The 833-nt window shown below is 42.9% G+C and carries 1 protein-coding gene; it reads left to right on the forward strand.

Annotated features, from left to right (window positions below):
* Positions 1 to 153: 153 nt before the first annotated feature.
* The coding region (locus HMPREF3192_RS04125; RefSeq protein WP_156422862.1) for a hypothetical protein at positions 154 to 833 on the forward strand (680 nt) is incomplete at its 3' end.

Here is an 833-nt window from a genome sequence, read left to right on the forward strand (position 1 = left end):
GTCAGACACCCAAAAGCAAAAGGAGAAGCTTTATGAGTCTGGCACGTTTTTATATCAAACCACCTTAAAGAGTACACCTACAAGCTCTGCTGACATGGCAGATGCTTGTAGGTGTTTTTGTTTGTATATACGTTTTCAAGAAAGGAAGCATCTATGTTTAAAAAACTAAGAGCTATCAACAAAAAGCTTATAGCAGTTGTACTTACTGGTCTTATGCTAGTAAGTGGAGCTGTGTATGCGCTTGCTCGTCCTGACGATGGGGGATCTGGAGGAGCAGTTGCAGGAAAAGGAAAACCAATCTCTTCAGATAAATTTATAGGCTATACCATCTGGTATGACAGGTTTGACTCAGAAGGAAATCCCCGTCAAGGCTGGGAAGATACCTCTAAAGCTAAATGGAAAGGCTGGATTGAAGACTATACAGGCTGCAAGATGAAACCAGAGTATGAAAGACTGTATAACCAAGCAGCAAACCAAGCCTTAGCAGATGCACGTGCACGTTCTGGAAAATCTCGTGCTCGTATTGTTGGTGTTGTGGGCATTGCGTTTAAACCTTCTTATGAAAAAGGCATTTTAAGTCAAGCACGTACTCGACATATCTTAAAATATGCAGCTGGTCGTGCAGGATACGCAGATGCTCAAAATGAGCTATATGAGCATGCTGGCTGGTCTGAGAAAAAACAAGGAAAGAGCTGGAGACAGTGGCTGTATGAGTATGGTGCTAAAAAGTTAGGTGCCTGGGATAGCTCAAAAGAACTTACTATCATGGTGTATGCGGTAGCAGAAGGAGAACCTGCCCCTCAGAAGGGAAAAGCTACTGTAAAGAAGGCATC

It is taken from the genome of Atopobium deltae, assembly GCF_001552785.1.
GTDB classification, from domain to species: domain Bacteria; phylum Actinomycetota; class Coriobacteriia; order Coriobacteriales; family Atopobiaceae; genus Atopobium; species Atopobium deltae.